This is a genomic window from Flavobacterium notoginsengisoli (genome assembly GCF_042686225.1).
GTDB classification, from domain to species: Bacteria; Bacteroidota; Bacteroidia; order Flavobacteriales; family Flavobacteriaceae; genus Flavobacterium; species Flavobacterium notoginsengisoli.
Window position 1 is genome coordinate 46,312 of record NZ_JBHUOT010000003.1, and the last position, 17,363, is coordinate 63,674.

The 17,363-nt window shown below is 35.0% G+C and carries 14 protein-coding genes and 1 riboswitch; of the genes, 13 read left to right on the top strand and 1 reads right to left on the bottom strand.

The features are described from left to right. Positions 1-17 precede the first annotated feature (17 nt). A complete protein-coding gene (locus ACFS3A_RS08235) occupies positions 18-344 on the bottom strand; it encodes an ArsR/SmtB family transcription factor (protein ID WP_289658886.1) in 327 nt (108 codons plus the stop codon). Between the two features lie 213 nt (positions 345-557). Here ACFS3A_RS08235 and ACFS3A_RS08240 point away from each other — a divergent pair, with 213 nt between their 5' ends. The 13 genes from ACFS3A_RS08240 to ACFS3A_RS08300 all read left to right on the top strand — a co-directional run bounded on the left by ACFS3A_RS08240 (position 558) and on the right by ACFS3A_RS08300 (position 17,292). Beyond that, entirely contained in the window at positions 558-1,850 is a 1,293-nt protein-coding gene (locus tag ACFS3A_RS08240; RefSeq protein WP_379824896.1) for a thioredoxin-like domain-containing protein, read from the top strand. An 88-nt stretch (positions 1,851-1,938) separates the two neighbouring features. Beyond that, positions 1,939-2,140, top strand: a riboswitch (cobalamin riboswitch). Between the two features lie 109 nt (positions 2,141-2,249). Next, on the top strand, positions 2,250-4,298 hold the full coding sequence (locus ACFS3A_RS08245; RefSeq protein WP_379824898.1) for a TonB-dependent receptor: 2,049 nt from the start codon (positions 2,250-2,252) through the stop codon (positions 4,296-4,298). After that, positions 4,295-5,440 (top strand): YncE family protein, encoded by a 1,146-nt coding sequence (locus tag ACFS3A_RS08250; protein WP_379824899.1) that lies wholly within the window; start codon positions 4,295-4,297, stop codon positions 5,438-5,440. Before ACFS3A_RS08245 ends, ACFS3A_RS08250 begins: the two co-directional genes overlap by 4 nt. A 4-nt stretch (positions 5,441-5,444) precedes the next feature. Beyond that, positions 5,445-6,728 (top strand): cell surface protein, encoded by a 1,284-nt coding sequence (locus ACFS3A_RS08255; protein WP_379824900.1) that lies wholly within the window; start codon positions 5,445-5,447, stop codon positions 6,726-6,728. 37 nt (positions 6,729-6,765) lie between these two features. After that, positions 6,766-8,004: a hypothetical protein gene (locus tag ACFS3A_RS08260; RefSeq protein WP_379824901.1), complete on the top strand. Its 1,239-nt coding sequence runs from the start codon at positions 6,766-6,768 to the stop codon at positions 8,002-8,004. A gap of 4 nt (positions 8,005-8,008) precedes the next feature. Further along, on the top strand, positions 8,009-9,223 hold the full coding sequence (locus ACFS3A_RS08265; protein WP_379824902.1) for a hypothetical protein: 1,215 nt from the start codon (positions 8,009-8,011) through the stop codon (positions 9,221-9,223). Between the two features lie 31 nt (positions 9,224-9,254). Continuing rightward, on the top strand, positions 9,255-10,202 hold the full coding sequence (locus ACFS3A_RS08270) for a DUF4465 domain-containing protein (protein ID WP_379824903.1): 948 nt from the start codon (positions 9,255-9,257) through the stop codon (positions 10,200-10,202). Positions 10,203-10,474: 272 nt separating this feature from the next. Then, positions 10,475-11,113, top strand: a complete 639-nt coding sequence (locus ACFS3A_RS08275) for an NAD(P)H-binding protein (protein ID WP_379824904.1) — start codon at positions 10,475-10,477, stop codon at positions 11,111-11,113. 271 nt (positions 11,114-11,384) lie between these two features. Further along, the gene (locus ACFS3A_RS08280; protein WP_379824905.1) at positions 11,385-13,370 is read left to right on the top strand and encodes a GAF domain-containing hybrid sensor histidine kinase/response regulator; all 1,986 of its coding nucleotides are present in this window, start codon (positions 11,385-11,387) and stop codon (positions 13,368-13,370) included. Between the two features lie 78 nt (positions 13,371-13,448). Continuing rightward, entirely contained in the window at positions 13,449-13,814 is a 366-nt protein-coding gene (locus tag ACFS3A_RS08285; protein ID WP_379824906.1) for a response regulator transcription factor, read from the top strand. Beyond that, complete coding sequence (locus ACFS3A_RS08290) at positions 13,814-15,028, top strand: YaiO family outer membrane beta-barrel protein (RefSeq protein ID WP_379824908.1); 1,215 nt, start codon at positions 13,814-13,816, stop codon at positions 15,026-15,028. The genes ACFS3A_RS08285 and ACFS3A_RS08290 overlap by 1 nt, the downstream gene beginning before the upstream one ends. Before the next feature lies 1 nt (position 15,029). Further along, positions 15,030-15,851: a hypothetical protein gene (locus ACFS3A_RS08295; protein WP_379824909.1), complete on the top strand. Its 822-nt coding sequence runs from the start codon at positions 15,030-15,032 to the stop codon at positions 15,849-15,851. 10 nt (positions 15,852-15,861) lie between these two features. Then, a complete protein-coding gene (locus tag ACFS3A_RS08300; protein ID WP_379824910.1) occupies positions 15,862-17,292 on the top strand; it encodes a glycosyltransferase family 2 protein in 1,431 nt (476 codons plus the stop codon). Positions 17,293-17,363 lie beyond the last annotated feature (71 nt).

Sequence of the window (17,363 nt, forward strand, 5' to 3'; positions counted from 1 at the left end):
TTTTCAAAAAAAATGCCTTAACAGCATTCTGATTTTGAAAGAGTTTGAGTGATGTTTAAAAAATAAGCATTTAGAATTTCTATTGCTTTTTCATCAATACAGTAACATATAGAGTTTCCTGAGATGTTGCCTTTGATGATTCCGGCATTTTTAAGTTCTTTTAAATGCTGGGAAACGGTTGGCTGTGCCAGTGGAAGCTCATTTACAATATCACCGCAAATGCATTCATTTACTTTAAGTAAGTATTCTAAAATGGCAATCCTTGCAGGATGTCCCAATGCTTTTGCAATAGTTGCAATTTGGTTTTGTGCATCAGTAAAATGTTCTGTTTTAGTTGCTCCCATTTTTTATAAATTTAATATTGCAATATTACGATATAAAGATTTGACGGCAAAGGAAATTTTGAGTTTTTTTTATTTCAATTATTTTTAGCTTAAATGTAATTAAGAATATTCTTGTCAATTAGAATGAAGTATTTATATTTACTTTACATTTTTAAATACTTGACCACAAAAGTTTTAAAATAAACTAACTAACCAAACCAACCCAAAAACAAGATGTCTAAACTAAAAAATGCTCTTTTATTTTTACTGATTTCTACCGCTTCATTTGCACAGCAGATTACCATTAAATATGTCGGAAATAAAGAAACTGTTATAAATCTAACCTCGCAGTCAAGAGAAAATATTTATGATCGCGCAGTTCTGAATACAAACAATCGGGAATTAAAAGTGGATAATAATTCGACTATATCTTGCAACGATATAAATAGAGCCACTTCTATCTATGCGCTGCCAAATGAAACCATAGAATTTGATCTCGACGATAAAGGATTGATTCATTATTATTGTAATGAAAATCCAATCCGTAAATCTGAATCGGAATTTTTAAATGAATCTTTTATAAAATATGGTTCAACTAAAAATCTTCCGAGTTACAATCAGTTAAAAATTATTATGGCATCTGCCAAACTCAACTCTTATTTTGATAAAGATTACATCAAGCAGAAAGAGTTATTAGAAACGTATTATAAAGAGAATAAACTTTCGAAAGAGTTTTACGAATATTTTACTGCTATGTATTGGAGTTTGACTTTATACAATGCTCTGGAAGCTCAACCTTTAAATCCAGCTACATTTACCGCAATAGAAGAGAGTTTCGATCAGGCTGATGTTTTGCTTGATGTACAGGCTTACAGAGAACTTGTTGAGAATTATGTCAAAAAACGAATGAACTTTTTAGGTTTAAAAAAGACTCTTCCGAATGTATTGAACTTTATTTCGGTAAATTTTAAAAATCAGGCTATTATTGATTATTTATTGTACATCAATATGTATTATCCTGTAAACAATAGAGACCAAAAAGTTGTTTTTGATGCAAAAGCACTCGAAATATTTAGAAACAACTGTAAAAATCAAGCTTTTATTTCCAATATAGAAGAGGAGTTAAAACCAACTGCAACACCTTTAGTTTTAAAAGATATAGTGAAAAAATACGAAGGAAAACTGGTTTTGATCGATTTCTGGGCTTCGTGGTGTATGCCTTGCCGAGAGGAACTTCCGAGTGAAAAGAAACTGATGGAAAAGTATAAAGACGTAGCTTTTGTATTTATTTCTATTGATAAAAGTGCAACATCATGGAAAAAAGCAATGTTACAGCACAAAGATATTTTGAATGCGGAAAACAGTCTTCTTATTGCGAAATATGAAAAAGATGAATTACTGAAACAAATAAATGTAACTACAATTCCACGTTACGTATTACTGGGGAAAGATGGAAAAATTATTCATAAAGACGCGCCAAGACCTTCTACGCCTGAAATTGAAACTTTGATTGAAAAGTATTTATGATGTTATAAAGTCTTTCTCATTCGTACCGATAAACTTTTTATTTTGTAAAAAAGTTCTTTCGAATTTGCAGACCCATTATATGCGCCCTATATTTGCGCCTGATTTTGGTCTGTTTTTTCGTCAGAAAAAATAGTTAAAAGGGAATCAGGTGCAAATCCTGAACAGACCCGCTACTGTAAGTTCTACACAAAGTCTTTAAACATTACTAATGTCATTGTCCGCCGCGGCGGATGAGAAGGCCGTTTAAAGATAGAATAAGTCAGGAGACCTGCCACGATCACATAGTTTAAAACTTTCGTGGTATGAAGTTGATGACAAAGATAATGACCAGCTGTTTTACAGCGGGGTCAATTCTACGTTTGTATAAGCATCACAGAAAGTTGATTTAATTCAATTGTGATGTATAATTTGAAAAAAACTTTACTTACCGTTTTTATTTTAGGTCTTCCTTTTTGGCTTCATGCACAAACGGAGAAAGATAGTTCGCGTGTTTTAAAAGAAGTTGTTTTAAAAGGAAAACCGTATCAGGAAGTGATCCCTGTGCAAAGTCTCTCTGGCGTTCTGCTCGAAAAAATGGCGAGTCATAATGTGGCCGATGCGCTTCGTTATTTTGCCGGAACTCAAATTAAAGATTATGGAGGAGTCGGCGGACTAAAAACTGTTGATGTCCGCAATATGGGTACACATCATGTTGGTGTTTTTTATGACGGAATCCAGCTTGGAAATGCCCAAAACGGCGTTACAGATCTCGGAAAATATTCGCTTGACGATATGGAATCGCTTACCATGTATAATGGACAAAAAAGTGAAATTTTCCAGTCGGCTAAGGATTTTGCTTCGGCTTCAGCCATTTATTTAAAAACAAAACGTCCTGTTTTTGCTGGTGATAAAAAGACAAATTTATTGGTTCGATACAAAACAATGTCCATCAATTATCATGATCCGAGTTTTAGATGGGAGCAGAAACTGAGCGACAAGGTGAGTATGAGTGTCAGCTCAGAATACATTAAATCTAACGGACAGTATAAATTTAGATATAAAAGAAAAAATCTCGACGGCACTACCGCTTATGATACCACAGCCACAAGATGGAACAGCGATATTGAAGCACTTCGGTTTGAGTCTGGAGTTTACGGAAAAATCAATAACGGTTCCTGGGATGCCAAAGTGTATTATTATGATTCTGAAAGAGGTGCGCCAGGAGCTATTGTAGAAAATAAATTCAGAGACGGTTTCCGACAGTTTGATAAGAATTTTTTCGGACAGGCTTTTTTAACGAAAGACGTTTCAGAAAAGTATAAATTTCAATTAAAAGGAAAATTCGCTTACGATTATACCCATTACATTGCAAGAGATACAACGAATGTTTTAGGAGAAACGGTAACCGAAGGTGTTCAGTCTGATGACAGTTACTATCAGCAGGAAACCTATTTTTCGGCAGTCAATATGTACAGCATTTTACCAACCTGGGATGTTTCGCTTTCAACCGATTTTCAATACAACAAATTAAACGCAACGAGAAGAGGAATTCAGACACAGTTTTCTTTTCCAGAGCGTTATACGGCATTAGTTTCTTTGGCAACTTCCTATCGATATGAAGGTTTTAAAGTTTTAGGAAATGTACTCGCAACAAGAGTGATCGAAGAAGTAAAATACAATGTCAAAGCACCCAATAAAACCGAATTTACGCCTGCATTATTCCTCGGTTATACTCCTTTCAAGAAATACGATTTCAATTTAAGAGCGTTTGCCAAACGTATTTTCAGAATGCCCACTTTTAATGATTTGTATTACACCATGGTCGGTTCAAGCACTTTGCGACCAGAATATATGAATCAGTATGATGTTGGTTTTACCTATAATTTTCCTGTAAAAGAAAGTTTTCTGGATAAGTTTTCCATTCAGGCAGATGGTTATTATACCTATACGAAAGACAAAATTGTAGCCGCGCCGACAGGAAATCTATTCCGCTGGATGATGACCAATATTGGTCAGGTTAAAGGAAAGGGAATTGAAACCGTTGTGAATTTGGGAACTCACATTCACAAAGTAAATCTGCATGCCAATTTGACTTATACCTATTCTCAAAGTCAGGATTTTACCAAAGTTTCCGGTTTGCAAATGTCTTCTTACGGTGACCAGATTCCATACACGCCTTGGCACAGCGGTTCAGGAATTTTAAATGCGGGTTATGAATCCTGGAATTTCAATTACAGTTTTATATACGTTGGAAAACGCTACAATGGAAACGTCAATAATATCAAAGTAAATGAAGTACAGCCTTGGTACACGCACGATTTGGCGGTTCAAAAATCTTTCCTCTTCAACAAATACAAATTAAATGCAACGGTAGAAGTAAACAATGCATTCAATCAGCAATACGAAGTGATTTACAATTATCCGATGCCGGGCAGAACATTCAAATTTATAATTGGTTTTGATTTATGAAAAAGGGTTTTATAAAAATAATAATTAGCTTATTTACAGCTATAGTATTGGTTTCCTGCAGGGAAGATGAAACAATATTTCTGTCTTCAGATACGAATGTTGCCGTGCCTACAAATGACGGCAATATTGAAGGTTTTTATCTGCTGAATGAAGGGAATATGGGAATGAACCGCGCGAGCATCGACGTTTTCAATTATAGAACAGGAAATTATACCACTGATGTTTATTCCGAAAGAAATCCGTCAGTTGTAAAAGAATTAGGAGATGTTGGAAACGATATTCAAATCTATGGCAATAAGGTTTATGCCGTTATAAATGTCTCCAACAAAGTAGAAGTTTTAGAAAAATGGACGGCAAAAAGAATCAAAAAAATTGATATTCCAAACTGTCGTTATGTTACTTTTTACAAAGACAAGGCTTATGTAAGTTCCTATTCAGGCCCGGTTGCCATTAATCCCAATGCAGAAATTGGTTTTGTTGCCGAAATCGATACAACTTCATTAGAAATAAAAAGAAAAGTGACCGTTGGATATCAGCCCGAACAAATGGTTGTTCATAATGGTAAATTATATGTTGCTAATTCAGGCGGTTATCGTGTTCCAAATTACGATCGAACGGTTTCAGTTATTGATTTAGAGACTTTCACAGAAATTAAAAAAATAGATGTCGGCATTAATCTTTACAGCATGGAGATTGACAGCCGCGGCGATATTTATGTGAGTTCACGAGGCGATTATTACAATACACAACCCAATCTTTTTGTGATTGATACCAAAACAGACGAAAAGAAAATGCAACTCGATATTCCGGCTTTGGGAATGTGTCTGGTTGATGATCTGCTTTATTATTATAGTGTTTCGTGGAGTTATCTCACGAACAGCAATAAGATTACGTACGGAATTTTGGATACCAAAACCAAAAAGATAATCAGCGATAAAATCATTACGGATGGAACCGAGAAAAAAATCATGATTCCGTATGGACTTCAGGTCAATCCCGAAACCAAAGAAATTTATATAACCGATGCCCAAAATTATGTGGTAACGGGTTATATCTATTGTTTTACGCCAGACGGCCGATTAAAATGGAAAACTACAGCGGGAAATATTCCTGCGCATATTGCTTTTATAACCAAAAAATAAAGATATGAATCAGAGATTTTTAAAGTATTGTCATGTATTAACGCTCGCTTTTTTTGTCATTTCACTTGCAAATTGTTCAGGCGGAGATAATGACAATCCGGATTCTGGCGGAGAATCGGTAACGAACGAATTTAAAACCACTCGTTTTTCAATTATTAGTTTGAGTGCTAAAACAAATGTGAGCGCTGATGCCCTTTACAATTGGACAGTTGAAAGTGTTTCTTCAGAGAATTATTCTTTGGTCAACACCACTTCAAAAGAAGCTTTGTTTGCTTCAACTGCTGAAGGAACTTATGAATTTAAAGTTGTTATTACAGATAAAGGAACAACTCAGACTCAAAAAGTGACGGTAATTGTAACGGCTGAAACGAAAGAATTAAAAACATTTATTTCGAAAGTGTTCGAATTTAAACCTGCGCCAGGGCAATTTGTAAATGATCTTCCTGTGGCCAATGACGGCGACTCGGCTGATAGAGTTTTGACAAGAGCTAATTCGTATTTGGCAAAGAAAAACGGCGATCTTATTTCGCTTGGTGCTTTTGGCGGTTATGTGGTTTTTGGTTTTGACCACAGTATTGTAAACCTAAAGGGAAAACGTGATTTTAGGGTTTTAGGAAATGCTTTTTGGGCAGAAGCCAATCCGAATCAGAATGCGGAATTACGAGGGGGAAGCAGTGAAGCGGGAGTTATAATGGTTTCTTATGACAAAAATAAAAACGGACTTCCAGATGACGAATGGTACGAAATTGAAGGTGCCGGCCATAAAATGGAAAAAACAATCCGCAACTACGAAATAACCTATTACAGACCAGATCCTAATAAAATTCCAGTTCCAGGCGGTGGAACAGGAACGGTAACTTTTACCGATTTGGAATACATCTACTGGAAAGACAATCAGGGAAAAGACGGTTATCTGGCACAGAATAATGCTTACAATCATTCCTTGGAATATTGGCCGAAATGGCTGAAAGATCAGGCTTCTATTACTTTCAAAGGAACAAGATTACCAGACAATGCTGTTGATGAAAGCGGTAACGGAAGTTATTATGTCCAATATGCTTTTTTATACGGTTATGCAGACAATGCTCCCAATAATGATGACGATTCGGCAATTGACATTGATTGGGCAATTGACAGCACGGGGAAAAAAGTACAGCTTCCGGCAATAGATTTTGTAAAAGTGTATAACGGACTCAATCAGCAGGCGGGCTGGCTCGGAGAAACTTCAACCGAAATTATGGGAGCAACGGATCTGCATCTTTCAGGAGAAAATATCCCAACAAGATAATTTAACTAGTATCAAATCAATTTATTATAATCATTTTATGAAAAAAAAAGTTACCCAATTTTTATTGTTGGCATTCGCGTTCACTTTTATTGGATGCAGCAGTGATGATAAAGATGAAAACGCTAATGCGATCGACATTACGCTTCAGGAAAAATATGAAACGCCAACTTTTACGGTTTTAGATATCACAGCTTCTGATGCTGGCGCTACTGCAAAGTATGAATGGATTATGACTAAAAACCCTGTAAATCAAGTAACAGATTCAATTGTTGGAGATACAAAAGATTTAAGGTTTACAGCCATTTATGCAGGTTCTTATGAATTTACATTGAACGTAGCAGCAGATAATAAAAAAGGAAGTAAAAGTACAATTGTAACAGTTGTCAACGAAGCTTCAAATTTCAATCCGTACATCACTAGAATTTTTGATTTTGATCCTGCTCCGGGAATGCTTGCCAACGATATTTACAAAGAGGGCAATTCTAAAGAAGATGTAATGAAAACGGCTTTGGGAAGAATCAACGAAACCAATGTAGGCTATTTATTAGACTTAGGCGGTTTTGGAGGTTCTATCGTGGTTGGGTTTGATCATACAGTTTTGAATGTTCCTGGAACAAGGGATTTTAGAGTATATGGAGGAGATGTTTCAAATCCGACAGTTGCAAAAGCCAATCCTCCAGCTCCAGGATTGATTTATGTAGCTTATGACAAAAATAAAAACGGAAAACCGGATGCAGACGAATGGTATGAAATTATCGGAAGTCAGCATGCTAAATCAACTACTCTTAAAAACTTCAAAGTTACTTATAACAAAAAAGCAGCTGGAGAACCTTTGGTTACTTCAAGTGCTCTTTGGACAGATTACGAACATGTTTATTGTGAAAACAGTAAAGGAGACAAGTATTATCTGGAAAGACCAAGAGGTAAAAAAGAATTTTATCCGTTATGGGCAACGCAGACTTCAGTAAGTTATGAAGGATTAAAACTCGATGTAGATTTTAAAACAGCACGTGCAGGCCAAACAACATTATGGTATTCAACACCTCCAGAATGGGGTTATGTAAATGCTGTAAATCCAGATATCGATATTGACTGGGCGGTAGATAAAAACGGAAACAAAGCCAATCTTCCGGGAATCGATTTTATAAAAGTAGTCAACTGTGTAAGCGAACCAATGGGACGCTGTCTGCAGCAATCTTCTATGGCAACTGTATTTGCAGGTGCTGCAGATCTTCATATAGTAAAAAAATACAATTTAAAACAAGCTAATAAATAAGACCATGAAAAAGTATTTAAAGTATAGTTTAGTGCTAATCACTCTTGTTAGCTTTTATGCTTGCAGTAACGACGATTCAAAACAGGACGAAATTGTAGCACCAGTTAAAGATCCTTCGATTACTATAAAGCTAGCATCAGAATTTGCAGTGCCACAATATAATGTTGTTGAAATAGCACCGGAAGTAACATTAGAAAATGCAGAAGGAAAAACTCCAGCATATCAATGGTCTGTAAAAGTTACAAGTAAAGATGGTGCTGTTAAGGATTCAATCATCGGCGAAAGCAAAAACTTATTATTTATTACGCCAAAAGCAGCAGATTATGTTTTAGCTTATAAAGTAACGGTAGATAAAATTGTAAAAGAAGCGTCTGCTAAAGTTACGGTTTCTGAAACTGGTAAAACGTATACTGCTAAGGCTTTAAAACTTATCGATTATTTGCCTGCACCAAATTACGCAATGGAAAGTTATGCAACAAAAGAAGAATCTTTGCAGGCAGTACAAACAAGTTTAAACGAAGAAAGTTCAGTTTATTTAGGAACATTTGGCGGATATATTGTAACCGCTTTTGACCATACAGTTGTGAATGCGTATGGCCAACGTGATTTTATTGTTCAAATGGAAATGGGAAGTGCTACTGTTAAATATTCTCCAGTAAGTATTGCCGTGGCTTATGATGCTAATAAAAATGGGAAACCTGATGAAAATGAATGGTATGAAATCGCAGGAAGTGAGTACTATAAATCAACAACAGTTAAAAACTACGAACTAACGTATAAGAAACCGAATTCAACCGCAACTCCAGTAACGGGAACATTAAGCTGGCAGTACGATACTGCTTATCTTCCTTGGACTGATAACAAAAATGCTTCAGGTAACATTACAAGAACCAATACTAGAAGAAGAAGTAATTACTATCCGGCATGGGTTGGGGATTCTTATACTTTAAAAGGAACAAAAGTTTTTATACCAACAAAAGATGTAAGCGATGGTGCGGGTACAAGTTACAATGTTGGCACTTTTGACTGGGGTTATGGCGGTATTAAAGATCCTTCAATTGATATTTCTTGGGCAGTGGATAAAGAGGGTAAAAAAGTGCATTTACCGGGAGTTGATTTTGTAAAAGTGTATGTACCAACATTTACTGCTTTAGGATCCAGCGATTTGTTGATGAGCATTTTTAAAGAAGTTTCGGATTTAAATTTTCCGAAGAAATAAAATGGAATATTAACCCTAAATTTTATAAATAATGAAAAAAGTAGTTTATTTTTTGACCTTAGGTCTAATGCTTGGATTTTCATCCTGTAGTAGTGATGAGGATGTTTTAAGCAGTGAAAGCGTTAATTCAGTAGTAAATTCTACATCGAAAACAGCAAGAACAGCGGTTACAGATCCTGCAATTGGAACCACAACAACGCTTAACCTAACAAGCGCTTTATTAAGCAGCGGTATTACCACGACAGGAGGAAAGTATTGGGAAAATACCTATGTGGCTAACACCAATTTAAGTGTAGATATTTTTACATTTTCTCACACTGGTACATCGGCTGGTTACAATTACTGGGACGGATTTATTGTGTCTAACGTAAATGATATTACCAATTACGGTTCTGGTGCAGGCCCAGGCGGATCTGACGGATGGGTGCCTCATCAATGGGGGACTATGGCAGGAAGTGGTTTTGGAACTTCGACTACAATTACTCCTGGAACACCTGGAACATCTGGCGATCCATATATTGTGGCCTATTGGTCAAGTTATTTAGATCCTGTTTCTCCACAAGGAACTACTTTTAGCGAATCTAGTTTTTCTAACTGGATTAAAGTTGGAAACACTGGAATTTATGAAGTACTCGGATTAAAAATCAACATGCATCCTTGGCCGTATTATGGTTGTTTGAGTGGAGACGGATTTGCACGAGCTTTTTCTTCAGGAGATCATTTTGAATTGCTGATTTATGGTGTTGATGAAAACGGAACTATTTCAAGTCCGGTAACACAGTCTCTGGCAGATTATACAGGTTCATCTTTAGTTATGCCGACTGGATGGGTAAATGTGGCGGCAACTAAACTTCAAGCTTTAGGAGATGTTCAGTACTTGGTTTTCCAAATGGCTTCAACAGATGCAGACCCACTTTATGGAATGAATACAGCAGCTTACTTTTGTTTGGATAAACTTTCTGTTAAGAGAGTTGATTAAATAAAATAGAAGCTAATTTTTAAAGAAACCCCTTTGCAAATTTTGTAAAGGGGTTTTTCTTATATTTACTAAAACAATCTTTTTTTGTTGTTTTAAAAAAGTATTAAACACATAGAAACATAGTTTTTTTGTTTTACGAAAGAAATAAGAAAGAAACTAGTTTCTAACACATAGTTCTATGTGTATTAATGCAAGTGAAACGCCTTTTTTGACAAAAAAATCTATATTTCTATGTGTTTAATGAATTGCACAAACAGTAAAACAATTGAATTATGAAAGCACTGGTAATTGGAGCCACTGGTTCTACAGGAAAGGAATTGGTTGATAAACTTTTAGAAGATCAAGATTATACTTCGGTTGCTGTTTTTGTGAGACGTCCTTTTGGAAAATCCCATCCAAAGCTTACCGAACATATTGTGGATTTTTCAGATGTAAATTCGTTTCAGGATTTAATTAAGGGAGATGTGCTTTTTTCCTGCATTGGAACAACCTTAAAAGATGCAGGTTCTAAAGAAAAACAATGGAAAATCGATTATGATATTCCAGCCGATTTTTCAGAAATTGCTGTTAAGAATCAAGTCAAATCTCTTGTTTTAGTTTCTTCTTACGGCGCTTCAGCTAAAAGCAATGTTTTTTATTCTAAAATGAAAGGAGAACTAGAAGAATATATTAAAAAACTTAATTTTCCTCAATATATTATTTTCAGACCAGGGCCGTTAATTCGTGAAAATACAGATCGTTGGGGCGAAAAAATTTCTATTAGAATTATTAAAGTCTTCAACGCAATTGGACTTTTTAAGAATTTAAAACCCATTTCAACTGAATTTTTAGCTGGGAAATTGGCAAAAGCTCCAAAAGTAATTTCGTCAGGAACTACAACTTTGGAATTGAAAAATATTTTAAAACTTTAAATAAATCAAAAGAAGCGCCTTTTTCAAATTAAGAAACTGCTTTTTCTTTATAAATCGAAAAACAAACTATTTTTTATCTTCAGAGATAATTAAAGTCGATGGAATATTAGTTAACCAAGGACTTTTGGTATTCCTCTTTGAAACAAAAAAGGGCAATCCAAACTGTAATACTTAAGTCACATTTGTCATAATTCTGCAATAAACTCACTGCAAAACAAGTGTTTTCACTTAAATTGATTTACCTTTGCCTGCTTTTCCTACTGTAATAAAAATGAATAACGATTACCCAATCCCAGATAACGAATTACAACGTTTAGCTGCTTTAAAACGTTACAATATACTTGACACACTTCCTGATCACGCTTTTGATGATGCTACAAAATTAGTTTCTTACATCTGCGGTGTTCCTATTGCACATATTTCCTTTATAGACGAAAACAGACAATGGTTTAAATCTGAAATAGGAATAGGTGTTTCTGAAGTTCCCAGAGATATCACTTTTTGTCGTTACACTATTTTGGATACTAAAATGGTCGAAATTAACGACACGCATTTAAACGAAAGATTTAAAGATGATCCAAACGTTACGGGCGGATTTAATGTTAGATTCTACGCAGGAATTCCAATTACAACTCCCGATGGATATAATATTGGAACATTGTGTGCTATAGATCATGTCGTAAAAGAACTGAATGAAAACCAGCGTAATGCCCTTTCTATTGTAGCCAAACACGTAATGGCACAATTAGAAATTGGTACAAAAAACATTCAGTTAGACGCTCAGAAAAAAATTGCAGAAAAAGCAGTTTTGGCAAAAGACAGTTTTTTGGCAAATATGAGTCACGAGATCAGAACGCCTTTAAACTCAATTATTGGGTTCACAGATCTTTTGGCGCAGACCGAACTAGATGATGTACAACGCGATTATATCGAAAGTGTTCAGATTGCAGGAGAAAACCTGTTGCTAATTGTAAATGATATTCTGGATCTTTCTAAAATAGAATCCGGAAATTTGGTGATCGAATCGGAACCTTTTAATTTAAAAAAGACATTAAAGCACGTTTATAATTTATTGAAAGTAAAAGTTCAGAAAGATGTCGATTTTAATCTCTTCTTAGATGCCGAAATGCCGGATAATGTGGTTGGTGATCAGGGAAGATTAAATCAGATATTGGTGAATCTGATCGGGAATTCTTTAAAATTTACAAACGAAGGGGTAGTAACAGTTTCGGTTAAAAAAGTGGAAGAAACAGAAGATAATTATACCCTTAAATTTTCTGTAAAAGATACCGGAATCGGAATTCAGAAAGATAAACTAACTACTATTTTTGAAAGATTTACGCAGGCTGAAGAAAGTACTACCCGAACTTACGGAGGCACAGGATTAGGATTGAACATCGTAAAACAGTTAATCGAGCTTCAGAATGGTGATATTCAGGTGAAAAGTACACTGAATCGAGGTTCTGAATTTTTCTTTACCTTAACTTATAAAAAGGCAAATCCTACTGAAACTGCTCCTAAATTGGTAACTAAAAATAGTTTGGGACATCTTAAAATACTGCTTTGCGAAGACAATGTTTTAAATCAGAAATTAGCCAAAAGCGTTATTAACAACTTCGGTTTTCATCTTGATATTGCACAAAATGGAGAAGAAGGTATTGAACTTTTGTCCCAAAATGATTATGATTTAATTTTGATGGATCTTCAAATGCCTCTTAAAGACGGTTATCAGACTACAGAATACATTCGTAACGAAATGAATTCTAAAATTCCTATTATTGCCATGACAGCGCATTCTTTAGTGGGAGAGCAGGAGCGTTGTTACAAATCTGGAATGGATGCTTACGTACCAAAACCTTTTAAACAGGCGGTTCTTTTAAAAGCGATAAAAACAGTGATGAATCCGGATTACGAGCAGACGCACAAAAGAACTGTAGACATGTCCTTTTTAGACGAAATGGCTTGTGGTGATCTTGAATTTAAAAAAGAAATGATTCATCTTTTTATAGAAAAAATTCCAGGTCAGACTACACAATTAGAAGAAGCATTTCATAAAGGAGATCACGATACTGTAAAAAGCCTGGCGCATAATATGAAATCCAGTCTGGATATTTTTATGCTGGACGACCTGAGTAACTGTGCTGCTATTATTGAAGAAGAAGCAACAGCGGGAGAATTTACTACAGAAACTTTAGACAAAGTGAATGTACTGCATTGTGGCGTTATTGAGGTAGTAAAAATTCTAAAAGAGCTATGATAAAAGAGAAATAAGCCCTAGCTTTACATATATCATGCAATAATTAAAGTTTGCCCCCAAGTTTAAAATTTGAAAAAAATGAGAATTATTTTAGCAGAAGATAATGATATCCTACGCAAATCGTTATCTTTTTTCTTAGAATCAAAAGGATTTACTGTTGACCAATTTTCGGATGGAAAAGATGCCTTAGACGCAATCGAAATCAACAATTACGATTTAATCCTTACCGATATCAACATGCCGGGAAGAAGCGGAATGGAGATTACCCAATATGTAAGACAAAGCATAAATTCTGAAACTCCTATTATTATACTTACTTCTTCAGGTGTAGAACAGACAGAACTGGACTCCTTCGATATTGGTGCAAACGAATTTATTGCAAAACCAGTAAGTCCGGCCGTGCTTTTAGTGCGAATTAATAAATTACTAAAAACACGTTTCTAATGAAGTATTTATTTTATTCCATAATCCTTTTATTCGTTTCGTCTCTTACTATTGCTCAGGAAATTAATGTTGATGAGACTTTGGCAAATGTTAAACATGAAGTTGAAAAAGAGAACTACGATAAAGCTTTATCACTCATTGAACCTTTGCGGGCTAAATTTCCTCAGGATGAAGACATACAAATCTATACTGCACGTATTTACAGCTGGAAAAAAGAGTATAAAACAGCAATAAAAATTTTGTCCCCAATGACTGACAGGATTAATCCAAATCCGGAAGCTTTGCAGGCTATTGTGAATGTTTATTATTGGACAGAGCAATATGAAAAGTGCATTGTATATTGCGATAAATATTTGGTATTAGATCCCAAAAACCTTGATGTTTTAAAAATAAAAGCAAGCTGTCTGGAAAAACTAAACCGGGATCAGGAAGCATTAGAATTAATTGAGAAAGCGGCTTATATTGACAACAGTACTCAGGCTTTTAAAGGAATACGAACACTTATTGGACATAAATCCAAAAATGCAGTTTCGGTTTCATATTTAAATGTTTCAACATCAGAACCGGGACAATCTCCTTTTCATTATGGTTATGTGGAATATTCACATAAATTCAATAAGTCAGCAATTGTCGGGCGTGCCAATGTTGGAAATGTTAGCAACGATACTCAGGCATTATTTGAAGTTGATTTTTACCAGACATTCTCCAATAAAAGCTATTTATATGCAAACGGAGGAGTTTCTACAGGCGAAACTATATTTCCTGTAGCAAAAGCAGGTTTAGAATACTATTTTAAACCACATAAAAAGTTTGATTATTCCCTTGGAGCACGTTTTATGCATTTTGAAAGTGATGATATAACACTGCTTACAGGACAATTGGCCTATACAGCAGGAACTTACACCGTTGCTTACAGACCTTATTACGATACTTCAAACGAATTGTTTTCTCATGTTTTAAGTCTGCAAAAAGTAAATGAAGAGAAAGAAAGCCTTATACGATTTGAACTTCAATACGGAAACGTTCCTTATTTGTATCTGTATAATAATTTTACCACGCCTTTAAAGGCGTACAGAGCCGGAATTCAATACCAGCATCGTTTAGGAGAATCGTTTTTTGTACGTCCGATATTTCTTTATGAAAGAGAAGAATATATTCCGGGAGAGTACAGAAACCGATTTAATGTCCAGTTAATCCTGACCAAACGTTTTTAATATGGAAGAAATCTGGGAACTATATAAAAGCGGTAGTTGGGTAGTACCTTTTCTCCATTTTGCGATTTACTTTTTTGTAGCCGCATCTTTTGTCCTGTACTTGTATATTGTAGCGAGCCGAAACCGAAAAATAAAAAGAGAAAGGCTTGAAATTGAGTATAATGCAGAGATAGAAAAAATAATGTCTTCGGTAATTTTTGAAGATGTTTCTTATTCGGGAATTAAAAATAATAAGAACTTTTTGGTGCTTTTTGATACTTCTTTTTTTAGGGAAGTGTTCATTGAAAATATTATAAATCTTCATAAAAACTACGAAGGGATTTATGCGCAAAAAATAGAACAGTTTTACAAAGAATCAGGATTGATAAAAGATTCGTTTAAAAAACTAAAAAGTATTAAAAGGGAAGTAAAATGCAAAGGAATCACAGAACTTGCCGAGTTTAATATTTCTGATGCTTTTGATAATATAATTGCATATTCTAAAGCACGAAATAAAACTTTAAAAATTACAGCCATAAATGCATGTATTAAGCTTGCCGGAACTCAAAGTATAGTGTATCTCATAGAACATTCTGACCCAATTGATGACTGGACGCAACTAAACATTATTGGTGCTTTTAAAAAACACGATATTGGTGACACTGAAGGAATTGAACTTTTACTGGAATCAAAAAACACAACTGTTGTTGCACTTGGATTGAAGTTGATAAAAGAATTGAAACTAACACAGAAAGTTCCTTTTGTAGCGGAATTGATTGCCAAAGCTCCCAACATTACAATAAAGTACGAAGCGCAAAGTATTTTGCAGTCACTAACAGTTTAATTGATAAGAAATGACTTTTTTTACTGACGAATTAATTTGGTTTCTGGATGTGTACATACTCCTTATTTTAGGATATGCTATACTTATTATGTCTTCTTATTTAGTACTGGCTTATCTTTCTACAAAAGAATTAAGAGGTTATTTAAAGAAAAACAGCTTTGTAGATTATGATGTGCTTTTAACCAGCGAATTTGCTCCAAAACTTTCGCTAATTGCACCGGCTTACAACGAAGGTTTAACAATCGAAGAAAATGTAAAATCGCTTCTTTCACTTAATTACAATAACTATCAGGCCATTGTGGTGAATGACGGAAGTAAAGACAATTCGATGGAAATCCTGATCAAAAAATACGATTTGATTTTGTCTGAACGTGAATTTCATCCTCAAATTGAAACCAAAAAGATAAAAGGAATTTATGTTTCCCGAAATGCCGCATACAAAAAATTAATTGTTGTCGACAAAGAAAATGGAGGTAAAGCCGATGCATTAAACGTTGGATTAAACATTGCCGAAAACCCTTATGTAGTTTGTATTGACGTAGATTGTATTTTAGATAAAGATTCGCTTTTAAAACTGGCAAAACCATTTTTAGAATCTCAAGGAAAACGAATTATTGCGACTGGTGGTGTAGTAAGAATTGCGAATCAGTGTGTGATAAAAAACGGTCGTTTGGTTGAAGTAAATATTCCCGATCGAATGTTGCCCAGAATTCAGGTTTTAGAATATCTAAGAGCTTTTCTATTAGGAAGAATGGCGTGGGGAAGACTGGACGGTTTGCTATTAATCAGTGGTGCTTTTGGTGCGTTTGACAAAGAAGTAGCGATAATGGCAGGCGGTTACAGCACCAAAACGGTTGGCGAAGATATGGAACTGATTGTAAGAATGCGTCGCTATATGTTGGAAAACAAACTTCCGTATGCTGTAAGTTATATTCCGGATCCGCTTTGCTGGACAGAAGCTCCGGAAGATTTTTCGATCTTTAAAAAACAACGCAGCCGCTGGATGCGTGGAACTATAGAAACACTGAGTTTCCATAAAAAAATGTTCCTGAATCCGAAATACAAATTGTTAGGAATGCTGAGCGTGCCCTATTGGACTTTGTTTGAATTTCTGGCTCCCGGAATTGAGTTTATTGGTTTGGTTATAACCGTATTATTTATAATATTCGGTTTACTCAATTGGCATTTCTTTATTTTGCTTTTATTGTTTGTGTACACTTTTGCTGTTTTCTTTTCGGTTATTGCTTTGTTTAGTGAAGAGAAAACCTATCATAAATACCCAAAACAAGCCGATTTCTTTAAACTTTTAATGGCTGCTTTTATCGAGCCAATCTATTTTCATCCACTAACAGTATATTCGGCGCTGATTGGTTATAAAGAAAAAATCATGGGAACCAAAGGCTGGGGCGAAATGACCAGAAAAGGATTTACGAAGAAGTAGGTGGGAAGTTATGAGTTATGAGTTAGGAGTTAGGAGTTAGGAGTTTGACATTGACATTGATTTTTGAAATT